This window comes from Micromonospora sp. CB01531 (assembly GCF_001905095.1).
Taxonomy (GTDB): Bacteria; Actinomycetota; Actinomycetes; order Mycobacteriales; family Micromonosporaceae; genus Micromonospora.
On record NZ_LWLS01000094.1, the window covers coordinates 237,996 to 256,348 of the forward strand.

Below are 18,353 nucleotides of genomic sequence, written 5' to 3' on the forward strand. Positions count from 1 at the left end.
GGGGGTCGGCATGGGCGTGACCTCACTCGTTCCGAGCAGCGCCGACGACCCGCTGACCTACCGGCCGGTGGCCCTGGTCGACCTGCTCGACCGGGTGCTCGCCACCGGCGTGGTGATCACCGGGGATATCACGCTCGCCATCGCCGACGTCGACCTGGTCCGGATTTCGCTGCGCGCGCTGATCGCCTCGGTCGGCGCGCTCGCTCCGCCCGAGCTCCGGGACACGCTCGCTCCGCCCGAGCTCCGGGACGCGTTCGCTCCGCCCGAGCTCGGGGAGGTCGAGCGGTGACCGGCCAGGACGACGCGACCGACGGCGGTGCGGCGGCGACCGGCCGGGACGAGGCGGCCGAACTGGCGGCGGCGCTGGGGGAGCCGCAGTGGCAGGCGCCCCGGGTCCGGCCGCTGGACCGCCGGCTCGCCGTCGACCAGGACTCCGTCGAGCGCGGGCTGGCCAGCCTGGTGCTCACCATCATCGAGCTGCTGCGGCAGCTCATGGAACGCCAGGCGCTGCGCCGGGTCGACCTGGGCGACCTCACCGAGGAGCAGGTCGAACGCATCGGCACCACGCTGATGGCCCTGGAGGAGCAGATGACCCACCTCCGCGAGCACTTCGGCCTCTCCCCCGAAGACCTCAACCTCGATCTGGGCCCCCTGGGCCCCCTCCTCCCCACCGACTGACCCCATCCGCCCCTCCATTCCATCGATCATGAGGTTGGCGGCGGTGTGGATCTCCGGGTCTGCCGCCAACCTCATGATCGACGCGTCACTGGTGGGTGGCGGCGTAGGCGGCCAGGGCGGCTAGTTGGGTGGGGTCAAGGGAGGGGCGGATGCGGGCGCGGGCCGTCGCGACGTGGGCGGCCGTGACCGTGGCGGCGGACAGGGACTCGCGCATCGCGGCGAGCGCCGCCTCGCGGACCAGCGCCGCGCAATCGGCCGCCGAGAAGCCGTCCAGCTCGGCGCCGAGCGCGGCCAGGTCCACGTCCGGGGCGAGCGGCACGTTCCGGGACGCCGCGCGGAGGATCTCCGCCCGGGCCGGACCGTCCGGCGGCGGCACATACACCAGGCGTTCCAGCCGGCCGGGGCGCAGCAGCGCTGGGTCGACCCGGTCCGGCCGGTTGGTCGCGCCGACCACCACCACGTTGCGCAGCGCCTCCACCCCGTCCAGTTCGGTGAGCAGGGCGGCCACCACCCGGTCGGTGGTGCCGCCGTCGGTGGCCTGGCCCCGGACCGGGGCGAGCGCGTCCACCTCGTCCAGGAAGACCAGCGTGGGGGCGGCCTCGCGGGCCCGGCGGAACAGCTCCCGGACCGCGCGTTCGCTCTCGCCCACCCACTTGGAGAGCAGCTCCGCGCCCTTCACCGACAGCACGTTGGCCCGCCCCGAGCCGGCCAGCGCGGTGACCAGGTAGGTCTTGCCGCAGCCGGGCGGCCCGTAGAGCAGGACCCCGCGTGGCGGCGTCACGCCCAGCCGGGCGAAGGTGTCCGGGTAGGTCAGCGGCCAGAGCACCGACTCGGTCAGCGTCTCCTTGACCTCGTGCAGGCCTCCGACGTCGTCCAGGGTCACCGAGGCCAGTTCCAGGGTGGACGCGGCCATCGTGGTGGGCCGGACCACCTCCAGCGCGGTGGCGAAGTCGGCCATCGCCACGGTCGGCGTCTCGGCTGCCTTCTGCCGCAGGGCGGCCCGTACGCCGGCCTCGCGGACCAGTGCGGCCAGGTCGGCGGCGACGAACCCGGGCGTACGGGCGGCCACCTCGTCCAGCCGGACGTCCTCGGCGAGCGGCACCTGCCGGGTGAGCACGGTCAACTGTTCCCGGCGCAGCGGCTGGTCCGGCAGGGGCACGGTGATCCGCAACGAGAGCAGGTCCGGGGCGCGCAGGGCGGGGTCCACCGCCTCCGGCCGGCTCGTGGTGCAGACCACCGCCAGCCCGGACCCGACCGCCTCGGCGACGACCTGGCGGAACACCGTGGCCACCGGGCCGGGCTCGTCCGCCGGGGCGATCGCCTCCACGTCGGTGACCAGCAGCACAGCCGCTTTGTCGGCGCGTACCGCCGCGGCGGCCGCGCGCAGCCGGCGGGCGGCCGCGTCGTTGCTCAGCGCGGCCAGCTCCGGCGCCCAGAGCGGGCAGACCCGGGCGTGTACCCGGGCGGCGACCGCGCGGACCAGCGCCGACTTGCCCGAGCCGGCCGGCCCGCTGACCAGCACGCCCAGCGACACCGTGGTGCCCAGCCGCCGCAGCACGTCCCGGTGGTGGAAGCCCAGGTCGAGCAGCTCGGTCAGCTCCTCGGCCTGAGCCCGCAGCCCGGGCAGCTCGTCGACGTCCGGCGCCTCGGCCGGCTCAGCGAGCTCGGGCTCGGGGGCCGGTGCGGCCCATTCGCTCCCGGCGCCGGCTGGTCGGTTGACCGCGGGCCGGCCGCCGGCCGGCCGGCCGTTCGGGTACGGGCCGGCCGCGCCGGGGCCGTGGGTGGCCGCGCCGTGCTCCCAGCCGACCATGGTGTCCATGGTGACCAGTGCGCCGGCCGCCGGTTCCGCCGTGACCACGGTGAGCAGGGTGCTGGTCCAGGCGTACCCGACGGTGTTGGCGAGGCTGCGCCGGGCGGACTCGACCAGGCCGCGGACCGGTGCGTCGGGCAGCACGTCCTGGGGCAGCAGCGAGACGTCGTCCCCGGCGGTGACGACCTTGCCGAGCAGGGCGAGGCGCAGCATCTCCGGGGAGACCGCGGCCACGACCGTGACCGGCCCGGACAGGGTCACCCGGCGGGCGGGGGCCACCGGCAGCGGGCCCACCGTCACCTGCCCGCCGTCCCGCAGGCCGAGGTTGCCCAGCAGCAGGTCGTCGGCGTAGAGCAGGGCGGTGCTCGCGGTCGGTTCGGCCGCGGCCACGATGCCGGCGGTCACCCGCCGGCCGGCCAGGCGTACCGGGTCGCCGGGGCGCAGCGCCAGCGCGGTCAGCACCTCGGGGTGCAGGCGGACGACGCCGCGCCGGGCGTCCAGCGCCGCCGGGCGCAGGCTCGCGGTCAGGGTCAGCTCGGGTTCCGCCACCCGCCCGACAGTAGCCGCCGGCACCACCTGGTGCCCGCAGCGTGTCCCGCCCGGTCAACGCTGGTCCGGATCCTCCAGCAGCGAGGGATCGCGCCGGACCATCTCGGCCAGCCGGGCCGCCGGGTCCGGGCCCTCCCGGTCCTGGCCGGGGGCCGGCACGGGGGTCGGCGGCATCGGCCAGGCCGGCGGGGGCGGGGGCGGCGCGGGCACGGGGCCGACCGTCACCTCCCGGCCCGTCCAGGCGACCCGCAGCGGGTACGCCCGCCCGCCGTGCTCCACCCGCAGGGTGACCGCCAGCCCGGGGTGCTCCGCCACCACCCGGCGCACCGCCTCGGCCACCTCCTCGACCGGGTCCACCTGTTCGGGCCGGGTCTCGCCGCGCAGCCGGTACGCGCCGTGCCCGTCCCGCCGCGCCACCGCCGGCGACACCTCGTCCCGGTCGGCCTCGTCGCCGGTTCCCCGGCGGCGCAACGCCTCCTCACGGCGCGCCAGCCGGGCCAGTGTCTCGTCCAGATCACCCCTCATCGAGTCCACCCCTTTCGTCGAGAACGGGTCGGGCCGGCAGCGGCGGATCCGGGGTAGCCGGTTCCGCGCCGGCCACCTCCAGCATCACTGTTGTACGGAGTTCTTCAACTCGGCGATCAATCGCGGGCTGAGCGTCCCGCCGGCCCGGTCGGCGAAGAGCCGCATCTCGTACGCCACGGTGCCCAGGTTGGCCGAACGGTCGGCGACCACGCCGAGCAGCGCGCCACTGCTGATCGGGCCGATCAGCAGATAGCCCTCGGCCAGGTCCACGACCACCCGGTTGAGGCCGCCCAGGGCGTACCAGTTCGCGGCGCTCCCGGCGAGGCTGGCCAGGCCGGAGACCACGGCGGCGAGCCGCTCCGCGGTGGACCGGTCCTTGCTGGCGGACGCCGTCAGCAGCAGGCCGTCGGCGGAGACCGCGACGGCCTCCAGTACCCCGGCGGTGCTGGAGGTGAACGAGTCGAGCAACCAGTTGAAGGTGCAGACCTCGGGCCGGCGGCCGCCGGCGGGGTTCGGGCGGTCGACGTTGCCGTGCGCAGCGGGGCTGGTCACCGTGATGAGTCCTCTTCGTAGCGGCGGTCCGGGCTGACTTCGCGCAGAACACGGGCGATTCGGACCGGAACGTAGCCCAGGCCGGCCCGGCGTGATCGCCGTCGCGGAGTCGGCTTGGTGTCACTTCGAGGTGGGTGACGGGTCGTCGACCGGTCGGGCACGCTGCGTCCCCGGACAGTCGTCAGGATGGCGGGATCGGCGGCGGTTTGCGAGCGTAGATGTGATTTCCCGCGATCCGAATTCGTCCCGCTCAGCCGGCCTGGCCGGACCACGGTCGACGGATCTCGCGCACCGAACGGCGCAGCCGGACGAACGTACGGCGGATCTCAGGGAACGCTCAGCGTCCGGGCCGTACCGTGTGCCGCATGAGATCACCGCTCACTGCCGCGCGGATCCGGCGTGCCCTGGCCACCCGCCGTCGCCGGGTCGTCGCCGCGGTGGTGGTGGTCGGCCTGGTCGCCGTCGCGGTGACCTGGGCGGCCCGGCCGCAGCGGCCCGGCTTCCGGACCGAGTCGGCGCTGGTGACCGTCCGCTCCGGACCGGCCGGCGACCAGCCGGTCGACCTGGACACCACGCTCTACCTGCCCGGGGACGCGTCGGCCGGGCACCGGGTGCCGGCCGTGCTGCTGGCACACGGCTTCGGCGGCACCAAGGAGTCGGTCCGCTCCGACGCGGAGGACCTGGCCGACCGGGGGTACGCGGTGCTCACCTGGACCGCCCGGGGCTTCGGCCGCAGCGGCGGCGAGATCCATCTGGACAGCCCGGACTACGAGGTGCGGGACGCCCAGCGGCTGCTCGACCGGCTCGCCGCCCGCCCGGACATCCGGCTCGACGCCGCCGGGGACCCGCGGGTCGGCGTGGTCGGCGGCTCGTACGGCGGCGGCCTGGCGCTGCTGCTGGCCGCGCAGGACCGCCGGGTCGACGCGATCGTTCCCATGATCACCTGGAACGACCTGTCCCGGGCCTTCCTGCCCGAGAGCACCGGCAAGGCACCCACCGAGGGCGTGTTCAAGAAGGGCTGGGCCGGCCTGTTCTTCGGTGGCGGCGGCAACGCCGGCTCCGGCCCGGCCGGCCTCTCCGGCACCACCGCCGGCCAGCCCGAGGGCGCCCCGGCGTCGGCCGGCGCGCCCAGCCCGCAGCCCGGCGCCGGCCCCGGTACCGGCTCCGGGCGCGCCCCCGGCGGCGCCGCCGACCCGTCCTGTGGCCGGTTCGCCGCCGACGTCTGCGCCGCTTACCTGCGGATCGCCACCACCGGGCGGGCCGACGCCCAGGCGGTCGACCTGCTGCGCCGCTCCTCCCCGGCCGGGGTGCTCGACCGGATCAAGGCGCCGACCCTGCTCGTGCAGGGGGAGGCGGACACCCTCTTCCCGCTCACCGAGGCGGACGCCAACGCGCGCGGCATCGCCGCCGCCGGCACCCCGGTCCGGGTCGCCTGGTTCACCGGCGGCCATGACGGCGGCACGGGCCCGACCTCCGACTCGGACCGGGTGAAGTTCCTGACCGCGCAGTGGCTCGACCACTACGTCAAGGGCGAGGGCGCGGCACCGGGGGACTCCTTCACCTTCTCCCGGATCGCCGGCTTCGACGCGCTCGACCGGGGTCTGGTGGCCACCGGCTACCGAACCACCGACTACCCCGGCGTGGCCGGGCAGACCCGGCACGACATCACGCTCGCCGGCCCCGCCCAGTCGGTCGCCAACCCGCCCAACGGCAACCCGGCGGCGATCTCCTCGGTGCCGTTCGCCGGGGCGATCGGCTCGCTGCTGGACGGGGTGGCCGGCGACATCCCTGGCCAGCACGCCCGGTTCGAGTCCGCCCCGCTGACCGACGCGGTCGACGTGGTCGGGGCGCCCACCGTGCAGATCAGGGCCGCCTCGCCCACCGGCGAGGCGGTGCTCTTCGTCAAGCTCTACGACGTCGACCCGCAGGGCGCCGCCACCCTCCCCGACGGCCTGGTCGCCCCGGTCCGGCTGACCGGCCTGCCGAGGGCGCTCGACGCCGCGCAGCCGGTGAGCGTCACCCTGCCGGCGATCGTCCGCCGGATCGAGGCCGGGCACCGGCTGCGGGTCGTCGTGGCCACCTCCGACCAGGCGTACGCCACCCCGGCCGAGCCGGTGGTGCACACCGTCGCCCTCGGCGGCGGCCCGCTGGTGCTGCCCACGGTCGACGCCCAGCCGATCCCCACCACGGCCACGATCTGGCGCTGGGTGCTGGTCGGCCTGGTGGCCGCGATCGCGGTCGGGCTCGCCGTGGTCGTCCTGGTGGCCCGGCGCCGGCACCGCCGCCAGGACAGTTCGATCCACCCGGCGTACGCGGGCGTCCCGCTCGCCGTCCGCCAGCTCCGCAAGGAGTACGCGGACGGCTTCGTCGCCGTCTCCAACGTGGACTTCGAGGTGCACCCCGGTCAGGTGGTCGGCCTGCTCGGCCCGAACGGCGCCGGCAAGACCACCACGCTGCGGGTGCTGATGGGGCTGACCCAGCCCACCGCCGGCGAGATCTACGTCTTCGGTCACCGGCTGGTGCCCGGCTCGCCGGTGCTCTCCCGGATCGGGGCGCTGGTCGAGGGGCCGGGCTTCCTGCCGCACCTGTCCGGCCTGGAGAACCTGAAGGCGTACTGGCGGGCGACCGGGCGGCCCTGGGCGGACGCGCACTTCGACGAGGCGCTGGAGATCGCCGGGTTGGGCGACTCGGTGCACCGCAGGACCCGCAAGTACAGCCACGGCATGCGGCAGCGCCTGGCCATCGCCCAGGCCATGCTGGGCCTGCCCGAGCTGCTGGTGCTCGACGAGCCGACGGACGGCCTCGACCCGCCGCAGATCGCCGAGATGCGCCGGGTGCTCCAGCGATACGCCACCGACGGCCGGGCCGTGCTGGTCTCCAGCCACCTGCTGGCCGAGGTGGAGCAGACCTGTACCCACGCGGTGGTGGTGAACAAGGGGCGGATCGTCGCCTCCGGGCCGGTCGAGGAGATCGTCGGTGAGTCGCCGAGCGTGCTGTTCGAGGTCAGCGACCCGGACGCGGCACGCGGCGTGCTCGACCGGCTGCACGGCGTACGGGTGTTGCCCGACGGCGACGGCGGGCTGGTGGTGGACACCAACGGCACGGCCCGCAGCGAGGTGGTAGCCGAGCTGGTCCGGGCCGGCATCGGGGTGGACCGGGTGGTGCCCCGACGTCGCCTGGAGGACGCGTTCCTCGCCCTGGTCGGCGAGAACTCTCGGGGAAGCGGGGACCGGTGATGGGACAGTCGTCATCCGTGGCCACGGTGGAGCGCCGCGGGGCCGCGCCGGGCTACCGGCCGTCGGCGACCCTGCCGTTCCTGGCCGAGTTCCGCCGGCAGGCGTCCCGGCGGCGTACCCAGCTCGCGCTGGGGTTCATGGTGCTGCTGCCGTTGATCATCCTGGTCGCGTTCCAGTTCAACTCGGGTGAGGACGACCGCGGCGGCCGGGGGGAGTTCTCCAGCCTGGCCGACCTGGCCACCTCCGGTGGGCTGAACTTCACCCTGTTCACGATCCTGGTCTCGGCGTCGTTCCTCCTGGTCGTGGTGGTGGCCCTGTTCTGCGGGGACACGGTGGCCAGCGAGGCGAGCTGGGGCAGCCTGCGCTACCTGCTGGCCGTCCCGGTGCCCCGGGCCCGGCTGCTCACGGTGAAGCTGCTGGTCGCGCTCGCGTACTCGGGGCTGGCCCTGCTGCTGCTCGCCGCCACCGCGCTGCTCGCCGGCACCCTCCGGTACGGCTGGTCCCCGCTGCGCAGCCAGGTCGCCGCCGAGCTGGCCCCGGCGGACGGGCTGGTCCGCCTGCTCGCGATCCTCGGCTACCTGGCGATCGTCCTGCTGGTGGTGGCCGGGCTGGCGTTCCTGCTCTCGGTGAGCACGGACGCCGCGCTCGGCGCGGTCGGCGGGGCGGTGCTGCTCTGGATCCTCTCCAGCATCCTGGACCAGATCACCGCGTTGGGCAGTCTGCGTGCCCTGCTGCCGACCCACTACAGCAGCGCCTGGCTGGGCCTGCTCTCCACACCGGTGCAGACCGACGACGTGGTACGCGGTGCCATCTCGGCGATCGGCTACGCCACGATCTTCTGGAGCCTGGCCTTCTGGCGGTTCACCCGCAAGGACGTCACGAGCTGATCGCTTGATCGGCTCCAGTCCGCCGCCGTGGCGATATCCGGGTCCCCCGGGCATCGCCACGGCGGCGACATGGCGCCGCCGAAAGCGGTGACTTTGCCGGGTCAGGAGTGCGCCGGGGCGGTGAGGACCGCGTCGAGCAGGCCCGGGTAGAGACGGTCCAGTTCCTCCCGCCGCAGGCGGACGCAGCGGCTGGTGCCGGCGACCCGGGTCCGGGTCAGGCCGGCCTCGCGCAGCACCTTGAGGTGGTGGCTGCGGGTCGCCTTGGAGACCCCGAACTCGAAGGTGCCGCAGGCGTACTCACCGCCCTCGGCGAGGGCGCGCACGATCTGCAGCCGGACGTCGTCGGCCAGGGCCGCCAGCACGGCGGTGACCGGCACCTCGCGCAGCTCGGGTTCGTGCAGCTCCATGTGACCAGGGTAACCCATGTTCGACTTTCATCGAACAAGCTCCTAGAGTCGGCGATGCTGGTTCGACGATACTCGAACATTGGAGCGGTCTTGCGCTCTCGTCACGCCGCGTTCCCGCTCTTCGCCGTGCTCAGCTGGGGCGTCATGTTCCCCGTCCTGGCCAGCGCGCTCACCCGGATGGACGCACTCAACCTGACCACTGTCCGGTACGTCCTCGCCGCCGCCGTGCTCGTCGCACTGCTGCTGGCCCGGGAGGGGTGGACCGCCCTGCGCGCGGGCCGGCGCGGGGCCGAGGTGCTGCTGCTCGGCGTGGTCGGCTTCGCCGGCTTCAACGTGCTCACCAACCTCGCCCTCGGGCACGCCGCCCCGCAGCAGATCGCCCTGTTCGCCGCCACCACGCCCCTGGTCACCCAGCTCGTCCGCTGGGCCCGGGACGGCGTACGCCCCCGGCCGGCGCTGCTCGGCCTCTCGCTGGTCGCCCTGGTCGGCGTCGGTCTGGTGATCACCCGCGGCCGGCTCGACGGGCTCGGCCAGTTCGGGGTCGGCGGGCTGCTCATGATCGGTGCGGTGCTCGCCTGGGCGATCTACACCCACGGCGCCGGCCGATTCCCCGAGTACTCCCCGCTGCGCTACACCACCCTGACCGCCGTCGCCGGCACGCTCGCCATGCTGGCCGCCAGCGCCGTCGCCGACCTCACCAGGCTCCAGCACGCACCGGCCGCCGCCGACCTCGTCGCGGTCGCCCCGCAGCTCGCGTACGCCGTGGTGGTCGCCGCCGTCCTCGCGGTGCTCGCCTGGAACACCGGGGTACGCCGGCTCGGCGCCGCCGACGCCGCGCTGTTCATGAACCTGGTCCCGGTGACCACGTTCGCGGTGCAGATCCTCCGCGGCTACCGGCCCGGCGCCGTGGAACTGGCCGGCGCGGCCCTGACCATCGCCGCCCTGGTCGCCGCCAACCTCGCCACCCGTACCCGCGCCGCGACTCCCGCCCCGGCCACGCCGGTCTCCGCCGTGACCGATCGCCAGGCCGTCGTCGACCCCGTCGCCGTCCTCGCCCGCTGATCCCGCGCGCCGGTAGCTCACAAAATGGGAACCCGCGTTGGTGCGGGCGGTGGACCTGCATAGACTCGGGGTCACAACTGAATACCTCATCCAGAGGGGCTGAGGGATACGGCCCGATGACGCCCCGGCAACCACCCGCGCGCTCGACGACGAGCGACGCCGGCAGGTGCCAATTCCGTCCCCGCCGCACAAGGCGATGCGGGGGAAGATGAGAGGACCCTCGACATGACGTCGACGCTTCCCGCCAGCTCCGGTATCGACACCACCCTCAGCCCGGCCCGCGCCCTGGTCTGTCGCGGCTGTTCCGCGCGCTACCCGCTCGCCGCCCAGCACGCCTGCTACGAGTGTTTCGGGCCGCTGGAGGTCGACTACGACACCGCCGCCCTCGCCACGGTCACTCGCGAACAGATCGAGGCCGGCCCGAAGAACCTCTGGCGGTACGCGGGCCTGCTCCCCGCCGGCCAGGACCCGGCCACCCGGGTGACCCTGAACCCGGGGCTGACCCCGCTGGTCGCCGCCCCGCACCTCGCCGCCGAGCTGGGCCTCACCGCCCCGCTCTGGATCAAGGACGACAGCGCCAACCCGACGCACTCGTTCAAGGACCGGGTGGTCTCGGTGGCGCTGACCGCCGCCCGGGCGCTCGGCTTCACCCGGTACGCCTGCGCCTCCACCGGCAACCTGGCCAACTCGGTGGCCGCCCACGCGGCCCGGGCGGGGGCGCCCTCGGTGGTCTTCATCCCCGGCGACCTGGAACAGGGCAAGGTGGTGACCACCGCCGTCTACGGCGGCGAACTGGTCGCCATCGACGGCTCGTACGACGACGTGAACCGGCTCTGCGGCGAGCTGGTGGAGACCGACGAGTTCGAGGACACCGCGTTCGTCAACGTCAACGTGCGGCCGTACTACGCCGAGGGCTCCAAGACCCTCGGGTACGAGGTGGCCGAGCAGCTCGGCTGGCGGATCCCCGCCCAGGTGGTCATCCCGATGGCCAGCGGCGAGCTGCTCACCAAGATCGACAAGGCGTTCTCCGAGCTGGTCGAGGTCGGGCTGGTCGAGGCGCCGGCCGGGGGCTGGAAGGTGTTCGGCGCCCAGTCCGCCGGCTGCAACCCGATCGCCACGGCACTGCACGCCGGCAGCGACACCATCGCCCCGGTCAAGCCGACCGGCATCGCCAAGTCGCTGAACATCGGCGACCCCGCCGCCGGGCTCTACGCGCTGGAGGCGGTCCGCCGCACCGGCGGCTGGATGGAGTACGCCGACGACGACGAGATCCGCGCGGCCATCCGGCTGCTGGCGCGTACCACCGGGGTCTTCGCGGAGACCGCCGGCGGCGTCACCGTGGCGGTGTTGCGCAAGCTGGTCGAGTCCGGGCGCCTCGACCCGGCGGCCGAGACCGTCGTCTTCAACACCGGCGAGGGCCTCAAGACCCTCGACGCGGTGGCCGACCAGGTCGGCCCCACCCACCGGATCAAGCCCTCTCTCCGCGCCGCCCGCGACGCCGGCCTCCTCGGCTGAACCCGCCACCGACCCCGTTGATCAAGAAGTTCACGTCGGGAAAGCTCGGGGTCGGGACCGAAACTTCTTGATCAACTAGGCGGTACGGGGGAGGGCGGATCGCCCGGACGGGGGATCGGGTCGATCCGCCGGGTAACTGGCTTTTCGCTGTGAGTGCGGAAAACCCGCCGACAAGGACTTGACGGCAGGAATTGGACGGCGCAAGATGCTCGGTGCGGGAGGGCATCCGCCGGAGACTTTAAGTTCTTGCGACCCAACGCCGGAGGCGTTGTGCGGACGTCCCTCCCGACCAACGTCCGAAGGGGCCAGCGGGAAAATCGCTGGCCCCTTCGCTGTGCGTGACGCAGGCTCGCCACATGGGCATCTCCATCACCCCGCTCGATCTGGCCGACCAGGCGACGCTCGACGCGGCGTACCGGATCGGCGCGGCGGCCGAAGCGGGGAACCTGCCCGACCTCCCGCCGCTGTGCCGGCGCCGATTCGAGGCGCCACTGCGCCATCCGATGCCCGGCATCGACACCCGCTGGGTGCTGGCCCGGCTCGACGGGGCGCCCGCCGGCTGGCTCCGCCTGCACCTGCACACGCTGGACAACACCGAGAACGCCAGCGCCGAGCTGGTGGTGGACCCGGCGTACCGGCGGCGCGGGGTGGGCCGGACGCTGCACGAGCACGGCCTGCGACTGCTGCGCGAGGCCGGCCGCAAGCGGGTGGTCGGCTCGACGGTCACCACCCTCCCCGGCGGGCCGGCCCGGGACGGCGCCGGCGCCGCCTTCGCCGCCGCCGTCGGCGCCCGCCCGGCGCTCGCCGACGTCCGCCGCCGGCTCGACACCGCCGCGCTCGACCGGCCCCGGCTGGCGGCGCTGCTGCTCGAGGCACGCACGGCTGCGGCCGGTTACCGCACCGTCCGCTGGCGGCAGCACACCCCCGAGGAGTACGTCGCCGACGTCGCCTATCTGGAGGGGCGACTGATGACCGACGCGCCGACCGGGGACCTGCAGTGGGAGCAGGAGAAGGTCGACGCCGACCGGATCCGGGGCACCGAGCAGGCGCTCGACGCCCGGGGCGTCCGGCTGTACAGCGTCGGCGGGGTGCACGAGGCGTCCGGCCGGATGGTGGCCTGGAGCCTGCTCAGCATGGCCGCGAACACCACCTGGCACGCCTGGCAGCAGACCACCATCGTCGACCCCGACCATCGCGGTCACCGGCTCGGCCTGCTCTGCAAGATCGAGAACCTGGGGCACGCCCTGACCAGCGAGCCGGAGCTGCGCGCGATCGACACCTACAACGCGGCGGACAACTCCCACATGATCGTGATCAACGAGCAGCTCGGCTTCCGGCCGGTGGACGGCTCGACGGACTGGCAGCTGACGATCTGACTTGTGACAGGCCCCTACTGATCTGGTGGCTTGCTGTTGCATGATGGCGGGCATGACGGAGACCCCGCACCCCCTGTACGACAGGCACGCCGACACCCTCAACCGAGCGCTGACCGCCATCACGGAGCGCGGGTACTGGTCCGCCTACCCCGAGTCGCCCAGCCCCCGGGTATACGGCGAGACCGCCGCCGCGGACGGCAAGGCGGCCTTCGAGGCGTACCTGAAGGCCGACTTCCCCCTCGACCAGGCGGGTGACGGCCAGACCGTCGCCACCGAGGTCAGCCCGTTCGGCCTGGAGCTGGACGTGCGCTACCCGCACGCCACCGCCGACCAGCTCGTGGCCGCCGCCTCCGCCGCCCTGCCGGCCTGGCGCGACGCCGGCCCGCAGGCCCGGGCGGGCGTCTGCCTGGAGATCCTCGACCGGCTGCACCGGAACGTCTTCGAGCTGGCCAACGCGGTGCAGTTCACCAGCGGCCAGGCGTTCGTGATGGCCTTCCAGGCCGGCGGCGCGCACGCGCTGGACCGGGCGCTGGAGGCGATCGCCTACGCGTACACCGAGATGACCCGCCACCCGGCCACGGCCGGCTGGGAGAAGGCCGCCGGCAAGGGCGACCCGCTGCGGATGACCAAGACCTTCCACGTGGTGCCGCGCGGCGTGGCGCTGGTGATCGGCTGCAACACCTTCCCGACCTGGAACTCGTACCCGGGGCTCTTTGCCTCGCTGGCCACCGGCAACCCGGTGATCATCAAGCCGCACCCGCGCGCGGTGCTGCCCCTCGCGATCACCGTGAAGTACGCCCGCCAGGTGCTCGCCGAGGCCGGGTTCGACCCCAATCTGGTGCAGCTCGCGCCGGAGGCGCCGGGCGAGAAGCTCGCCTCCACCCTGGCGCTGCACCCGGCTGTGAAGATCGTCGACTTCACCGGTTCCACCGAGTACGGCGACTGGCTGGAGGTCAACGCCCGGCAGGCGGCCGTCTACACCGAGAAGGCCGGCCTGAACACGGTGGTCATCGACTCCACCGACGACTTCGCCGGGTTGTGCCGCAACCTGGGCTTCACGCTGACCCTCTACAGCGGCCAGATGTGCACCACCTCGCAGAACCTGCTGATCCCCCGGGACGGCATCGAGACCGACCAGGGGCACAAGAGCTTCGACGAGGTGGCCGCGGGGATCGCCGGGGCGGTCGGCAAGCTCACCGCCGACCCGGCCCGGGGCGTCGAGCTGACCGGCGCGATCGTCAACGACGGCGTGCTGGAGCGGCTGGAGGAGGTCACCAAGGTCGGCGAGCCGGTGCTGGAGTCGCGGACCGTCGAGCACCCGTCCTTCCCCGGCGCGGTGGTCCGTACGCCGGCCATCGTCAAGCTGGACGCGGCGGACACGGCGAGCTACTCGCGCGAGTGGTTCGGGCCGATCTCGTTCGCCATCGCGACCGACTCGACGGCGCACAGCCTGGAGATCCTGCGGACCACGGTGGGAGAGAAGGGTGCGCTCACCGCCGGTGTCTACTCCACCGACGAGGCGGTGCTGGACGCGGCCGAGGCGGCGGCGATCGACGCGGGCGTGCACCTGTCCTGCAACCTGACCGGCGGGGTCTTCGTCAACCAGTCGGCGGCGTTCTCCGACTTCCACGGGTCGGGGGCGAACCCGGCGGCGAATTCGGCGCTGACGGACGGGGCGTACGTGGCCAACCGGTTCCGGATCGTGCAGTCGCGCCGGCACGTGTAGTTGTCGCTGTTGGGTTTCCGGGGCGGCGACGTCTGGGGTTTCCGGGGCAGGCCACCTCGCTCCGGGCGGTCAGGCTTGATCCCTCCGCGAGGCGGCCTGCCCCGGAAACCCTCCGTGTCACCCTGATCTCGCGGCTTCGGCCATGGGTGGGTGGTGATCTCCGGGGTGCTGCCTTGGGTGGGGGTCGACGGTCAGAGGGTCAGGCTGGTTTGCGCATCTGGAGTTCGTTGAGGGCCGGGATCTTGGGGTGCGGGACGCGTACGCCGGTGTCGACGAAGCCGAGCTTCCGGTACGCCCGGTAGGCGCGGTCGTTGCCCACCACCACCTCCAGCATCAGCTCGGGCCGGCCGCAGGCGCGGGACCAGGCGGCCACCTCGTCCACCAGTGCGCCCAGCAGCCCGTTGCCGCGCCACGTCGGCGTGACGTAGACGGCGTAGATCACGGTCAGCTCGGGCTCTCCCGGGACGACCGTGCCCCCGGCGTGGCCGACCAGCCGACCGCCCGGATCGGCCACGAACTGGGCGGTCACCGTGCCGTCGGCGACCGAGGCGATCCGCGCCGCGTAGTCGGCGTGCGGGCGGGCGGCGGCCTCGGCGACGGTCTCCAGGAACGCCAGCGGCGAATCGGCGAGCATCTCCAGCCGGAGCGCCCGCATTCGCGCGGCGTCCTCGGGCCGGACCCGGCGGACGGTCGCGGGGCGGGTCACGGTAGTGGTCGGCGCGCTGATCATCAGACCTCCTTCGAGGAGACCTTGCAGTTTAGGGCGGGGCGGAATCGGACTCCTGCCGACCAGGGCCCGCCACCCGCACCCCGGGATGCCGGCTCTGCCCGTCCGGGTCGGCTGCTGGCCCGAATATGCCCGATTTGTGGTCGTGCGCGGTCGTCACGCCTCGTGTAGCGTGCGATTTCGGTCACCGATTCAGTGGTCGTCGCCGATCGCCGAACCGGTGCTCCGCCGGTGCCGGTCCGCCGGTCTCCGGATTGTGGAACGCCGCGCAGAGTGAGGAAGTGCACCGTGGCACAGGGCACCGTCAAGTGGTTCAACGCCGAAAAGGGCTACGGCTTCATCGCCGTCGACGGCGGGCAGGACGTCTTCGTCCACTTCTCCGCGATCGAGATGGACGGCTACAAGGCGCTGGACGACGGCCAGCGGGTCGAGTTCGAGATCGCGCAGGGCCAGAAGGGTCCGCAGGCGGAGCGGGTTCGCGTCATCGCCTGACCCGTCGCCGCCCGACCGGCGGCTTTCCACCCGATCAGGGGCTGCGGTGCCGGCGCGCACCGTGAAAGATCATGAGCCGTTCCAGCCGTCACGCTGAGGAGGGTTCATGTCCGACCAGCCCCCGTCGGGTTCCAGCGAGCCAGTGCCCCCGGCGTCGTCCGGTCCCCCGGCCGACCCGACCCGGTCGACGTCGCCAGCCGTTGAGCCGGGCTCGGCGCCGGGGCAGACGGGCGAACCGGCCACACCCGGACAATCCACCCCGACAGCTCCGGGTGTGTTCGCCCAGCCCAGCGCCGGTGACCCCGCAGCGCCGGCGCAACCCGGCCAGCCCGGGTATCCGGCGATGCCGGCGCAACCCGGCCAGCCTGGATATCCGGCGGCATCCGGCCAGCCAGTCCTGCCGGGCCAGCCGGTCCCGCCCGGCCAGCCCGTCGTGCCGGGCCAGTTTCCGCCGCCCACGCAGCCGATCGGGCCCGGTCAGCCGGGGTACGAGGTGCCCGGCGGGCAGCCCTGGGGGGCGTACCCGACGGATCCGGCCGCGCAGCCGCAGGGCTGGGTGTGGCCGGCCGCGGGCGGTCCCGTGCCGGCCGGCGCCTGGCCGGGCGCCCCGATGCCCGGCCAGCCGTACGGCTGGTATCCGGGCGCTGACCCGGGTGACCCCCTGGTCACGCCGCCGTACGCCGGCATCGGTGGCTGGTTCGCCCGATGCACCGGGGCGGTGCAGCGCGGCTGGCGCCAGTTGCTGCCGATCATGCTGCTCACCCAGACGGTCCCGGCGGCGGTGATCTCGATCCTCACGCTCGTCCTCCTCCCGACGGGGCAGCCCACCACCGCGCCGGACGGCGCCCCGGTCCTGCCGGACGGTTACTTCCAGGACGTGTTCGCCCTCTACGGCCTGGTGCTCCTCGCCGCCCTGATCTTCGGCCCGCTGCAGAGCGCGGGCTGGGCCGCGGGCACCTGGGTGGTGGCCCGCCAGGCGGCCGGCGAGCCGGCTGGCGTCGGGGCCGCCCTCCGGTACGGGTGGCGTCGAGCCCTCGGCGTCTGGGGCTGGACCATCGTCGCCACCCTGCTGATCTCGGTCGGTTTCTGCCTCTGCGTGTTGCCCGGGATCTACGCGGCCTTCGCGGTCGCCCTGTTCGGTCCGATCTACCTGTTCGAGCGGCAGGAGCCGATCGGTCGCGCCTTCCGGTTGTTCCACCAGCGGTTCGGGATGGTGCTGGGCCGGGTCGCGCTGGTCGCCGCGGCGGTCGTCGTCGGGTCGCTGGCCGGCGCCGTGATCGAGGGTGTGGGCCAGCTCCCGTTCGGGACGGAGCCGATGGCCGCCCCGGGCACGGCGGCCGGAGCCGTCGCGGTGTCGCTGGTCGCCGCCATGCTGGTCACCCCGGTGTACCTGGCGCAGCTGGTCGGACTGGTCGTCACCTACGCCGAGCAGCGGGCCCAGGAAGGGCCGGTGAACGCCGCCCGACTGGCCGCGGAACTCGGCTGAGCGGGGGCATCGTGCTTGCACTCGGCTAGGGAGAGTGCTAAACAGGTCATTGGCACTCGCGTACGTTGAGTGCCAATGGTCGGGGCGGTAGGGCCACGGCCACGCCGGCGTCTCGATGGCGCCGGAGTGGCACGAGGCCGGTCGTCGCGGGCTATCCGGCCCGGCCTGCGGACGTCGCCGTCGCCAGGTGGCGACGTCCCAAGGTGCGTACACCAGGCGGCCCATCCGGGGGCACACACTCGGGTGGCCCGTGAGTGTCCAGGAGGACAACGCCGTATGGCCAAGATGATCGCGTTCGACGAAGAGGCGCGCCGCGGCCTCGAGCGGGGCATGAACCAGCTCGCCGACGCCGTGAAGGTGACCCTCGGCCCCAAGGGCCGCAACGTCGTGCTCGAGAAGAAGTGGGGTGCCCCCACCATCACCAACGATGGTGTGAGCATCGCCAAGGAGATCGAGCTCGAGGACCCGTACGAGAAGATCGGCGCCGAGCTGGTCAAGGAGGTCGCGAAGAAGACCGACGACGTCGCCGGTGACGGCACGACGACGGCGACCGTCCTGGCCCAGGCCCTGGTTCGCGAGGGCCTGCGCAACGTGGCCGCCGGCGCCAACCCGATGGCCCTGAAGCGGGGCATCGAGGCGGCCGTGGCCAGCGTCTCGGAGGAGCTGCTCAAGCTCGCCAAGGACGTGGAGACCAAGGAGCAGATCGCCTCCACCGCCTCCATCTCCGCCGGTGACACCAGCGTCGGCGAGATCATCGCCGAGGCGATGGACAAGGTGGGCAAGGAAGGCGTCATCACCGTCGAGGAGAGCAACACCTTCGGCCTGGAGCTGGAGCTCACCGAGGGTATGCGCTTCGACAAGGGTTACATCTCCGCGTACTTCATGACCGACCCGGAGCGTATGGAGGCCGTCTTCGACGACCCGTACCTCCTGATCGTCAACAGCAAGATCTCGTCGGTGAAGGACCTGCTCCCGATCCTGGAGAAGGTCATGCAGTCGGGCAAGCCGCTGCTGATCATCGCCGAGGACATCGAGGGCGAGGCCCTGGCCACCCTGGTGGTCAACAAGGTCCGGGGCACCTTCAAGTCGGTCGCCGTCAAGGCGCCGGGCTTCGGTGACCGCCGCAAGGCCATGCTCGCCGACATCGCCATCCTCACCGGTGGTCAGGTCATCAGCGAGGAGGTCGGCCTCAAGCTCGACGCCGTGGGCCTCGACATGCTGGGCCGCGCCCGCAAGGTCGTGGTGACCAAGGACGAGACCACCATCGTCGACGGTGCCGGCGACGCCGAGCAGATCCAGGGCCGGGTCAACCAGATCCGGGCCGA

General features: G+C 73.4%; 15 protein-coding genes, 1 pseudogene and 1 riboswitch. Of the genes and pseudogenes, 11 read left to right on the top strand and 5 right to left on the bottom strand.

Annotated features, from left to right (window positions below):
- Positions 1 to 16 precede the first annotated feature (16 nt).
- A complete protein-coding gene (locus tag A6A27_RS29290; RefSeq protein ID WP_241825503.1) occupies positions 17 to 289 on the top strand; it encodes a gas vesicle protein in 273 nt (90 codons plus the stop codon).
- Positions 286 to 678, top strand: coding sequence for a gas vesicle protein K (locus tag A6A27_RS29295; RefSeq protein ID WP_241825504.1), 393 nt, complete (start codon positions 286 to 288; stop codon positions 676 to 678). Before A6A27_RS29290 ends, A6A27_RS29295 begins: the two co-directional genes overlap by 4 nt.
- An 85-nt stretch (positions 679 to 763) precedes the next feature.
- Here the strand turns inward: A6A27_RS29295 and A6A27_RS29300 are convergent, their stop codons facing one another.
- The 3 genes from A6A27_RS29300 to A6A27_RS29310 form a co-directional block, all read right to left on the bottom strand.
- Positions 764 to 3,037 (bottom strand): AAA family ATPase, encoded by a 2,274-nt coding sequence (locus A6A27_RS29300; protein WP_073837860.1) that lies wholly within the window; start codon positions 3,035 to 3,037, stop codon positions 764 to 766.
- Positions 3,038 to 3,091: 54 nt separating this feature from the next.
- Positions 3,092 to 3,562, bottom strand: coding sequence for a hypothetical protein (locus A6A27_RS29305; RefSeq protein ID WP_073837918.1), 471 nt, complete (start codon positions 3,560 to 3,562; stop codon positions 3,092 to 3,094).
- A gap of 84 nt (positions 3,563 to 3,646) precedes the next feature.
- Positions 3,647 to 4,114 (bottom strand): roadblock/LC7 domain-containing protein, encoded by a 468-nt coding sequence (locus tag A6A27_RS29310; protein ID WP_073837861.1) that lies wholly within the window; start codon positions 4,112 to 4,114, stop codon positions 3,647 to 3,649.
- 365 nt (positions 4,115 to 4,479) lie between these two features.
- Between A6A27_RS29310 and A6A27_RS29315 the strand changes: the two genes are divergently transcribed.
- Both A6A27_RS29315 and A6A27_RS29320 read left to right on the top strand, forming a co-directional pair.
- Positions 4,480 to 7,350, top strand: a complete 2,871-nt coding sequence (locus A6A27_RS29315) for an alpha/beta fold hydrolase (protein WP_073837862.1) — start codon at positions 4,480 to 4,482, stop codon at positions 7,348 to 7,350.
- 13 nt (positions 7,351 to 7,363) lie between these two features.
- Positions 7,364 to 8,237: pseudogene (locus A6A27_RS29320) on the top strand (ABC transporter permease).
- A 101-nt stretch (positions 8,238 to 8,338) separates the two neighbouring features.
- Here the strand turns inward: A6A27_RS29320 and A6A27_RS29325 are convergent.
- The gene (locus tag A6A27_RS29325) at positions 8,339 to 8,644 is read right to left on the bottom strand and encodes an ArsR/SmtB family transcription factor (RefSeq protein WP_073837864.1); all 306 of its coding nucleotides are present in this window, start codon (positions 8,642 to 8,644) and stop codon (positions 8,339 to 8,341) included.
- Positions 8,645 to 8,734: 90 nt separating this feature from the next.
- On the opposite strand from A6A27_RS29325, the gene A6A27_RS29330 reads away from it, so the two are divergent.
- The 4 genes from A6A27_RS29330 to paaN all read left to right on the top strand — a co-directional run bounded on the left by A6A27_RS29330 (position 8,735) and on the right by paaN (position 14,323).
- Positions 8,735 to 9,706, top strand: coding sequence for a DMT family transporter (locus A6A27_RS29330; protein WP_073837865.1), 972 nt, complete (start codon positions 8,735 to 8,737; stop codon positions 9,704 to 9,706).
- An 83-nt stretch (positions 9,707 to 9,789) separates the two neighbouring features.
- Positions 9,790 to 9,921: riboswitch (SAM riboswitch) on the top strand.
- Between the two features lie 10 nt (positions 9,922 to 9,931).
- A complete protein-coding gene (thrC, locus tag A6A27_RS29335) occupies positions 9,932 to 11,221 on the top strand; it encodes a threonine synthase (RefSeq protein ID WP_073837866.1) in 1,290 nt (429 codons plus the stop codon).
- 356 nt (positions 11,222 to 11,577) lie between these two features.
- A complete protein-coding gene (locus A6A27_RS29340) occupies positions 11,578 to 12,597 on the top strand; it encodes a GNAT family N-acetyltransferase (protein ID WP_073837867.1) in 1,020 nt (339 codons plus the stop codon).
- Positions 12,598 to 12,649: 52 nt separating this feature from the next.
- Positions 12,650 to 14,323 (top strand): phenylacetic acid degradation protein PaaN, encoded by a 1,674-nt coding sequence (gene paaN / locus A6A27_RS29345; RefSeq protein ID WP_198940492.1) that lies wholly within the window; start codon positions 12,650 to 12,652, stop codon positions 14,321 to 14,323.
- A gap of 199 nt (positions 14,324 to 14,522) precedes the next feature.
- On the opposite strand, the gene A6A27_RS29350 is transcribed toward paaN, so the two are convergent.
- Complete coding sequence (locus tag A6A27_RS29350) at positions 14,523 to 15,053, bottom strand: GNAT family N-acetyltransferase (RefSeq protein WP_073837869.1); 531 nt, start codon at positions 15,051 to 15,053, stop codon at positions 14,523 to 14,525.
- Between the two features lie 285 nt (positions 15,054 to 15,338).
- On the opposite strand from A6A27_RS29350, the gene A6A27_RS29355 reads away from it, so the two are divergent.
- The 3 genes from A6A27_RS29355 to groEL form a co-directional block, all read left to right on the top strand.
- Complete coding sequence (locus tag A6A27_RS29355) at positions 15,339 to 15,542, top strand: cold-shock protein (RefSeq protein ID WP_013288855.1); 204 nt, start codon at positions 15,339 to 15,341, stop codon at positions 15,540 to 15,542.
- A 433-nt stretch (positions 15,543 to 15,975) separates the two neighbouring features.
- On the top strand, positions 15,976 to 17,028 hold the full coding sequence (locus A6A27_RS29360) for a hypothetical protein (RefSeq protein ID WP_241825506.1): 1,053 nt from the start codon (positions 15,976 to 15,978) through the stop codon (positions 17,026 to 17,028).
- Between the two features lie 276 nt (positions 17,029 to 17,304).
- Positions 17,305 to 18,353, top strand: a 1,049-nt coding sequence (gene groEL / locus A6A27_RS46330; protein ID WP_241825507.1) for a chaperonin GroEL, incomplete at its 3' end; no start/stop codon positions are given.

Coding starts and splice junctions, on each gene's coding strand:
- thrC (WP_073837866.1), top strand. CDS start 9,932: ATGACGTCGACGCTTCCCGCCAGCTCCGGTATCGACACCACCCTCAGC.
- paaN (WP_198940492.1), top strand. CDS start 12,650: ATGACGGAGACCCCGCACCCCCTGTACGACAGGCACGCCGACACCCTC.
- A6A27_RS29340 (WP_073837867.1), top strand. CDS start 11,578: ATGGGCATCTCCATCACCCCGCTCGATCTGGCCGACCAGGCGACGCTC.
- A6A27_RS29350 (WP_073837869.1), bottom strand. CDS start 15,053: ATGATCAGCGCGCCGACCACTACCGTGACCCGCCCCGCGACCGTCCGC.
- A6A27_RS29325 (WP_073837864.1), bottom strand. CDS start 8,644: ATGGAGCTGCACGAACCCGAGCTGCGCGAGGTGCCGGTCACCGCCGTG.
- A6A27_RS29315 (WP_073837862.1), top strand. CDS start 4,480: ATGAGATCACCGCTCACTGCCGCGCGGATCCGGCGTGCCCTGGCCACC.
- A6A27_RS29305 (WP_073837918.1), bottom strand. CDS start 3,562: ATGAGGGGTGATCTGGACGAGACACTGGCCCGGCTGGCGCGCCGTGAG.